Source organism: Streptacidiphilus jeojiense (assembly GCF_000719095.1).
Taxonomy (GTDB): Bacteria; Actinomycetota; Actinomycetes; order Streptomycetales; family Streptomycetaceae; genus Streptacidiphilus; species Streptacidiphilus jeojiensis.
In genome coordinates this window covers 1-241 of record NZ_JOEH01000121.1, presented here as the reverse complement: position 1 = coordinate 241, position 241 = coordinate 1, and the positions used below count along the sequence as shown (strand labels likewise).

Here is a 241-nt window from a genome sequence, read left to right as displayed (position 1 = left end):
GCTGCTGGTGCGCCCGCACCCGCGCGTGGGCCAGATCGCCCCCGGCGCCGGCGACGGCTACCTGTGGGACGTCGCCGACTACCCCGACGCCCAGGACCTCCTCCTGGCCGCCGACATCCTGGTCACCGACTACAGCGCGCTGCTGCCCGACTGGGTCGGCACCGGCAAACCCGTCCTGCTGTTCGACTACGACCTCGAGCACTACCGCGACAACCTGCGCGGCTTCAGCTTCGACTACCAG

The 241-nt window shown here is 71.0% G+C and carries 1 protein-coding gene; it reads left to right on the top strand.

Features of this window, described 5'->3' with window-relative positions; genetic code table 11:
* Window positions 1-241, top strand: a 241-nt coding sequence (locus IF29_RS43045; protein ID WP_037598810.1) for a CDP-glycerol glycerophosphotransferase family protein, incomplete at both ends; no start/stop codon positions are given.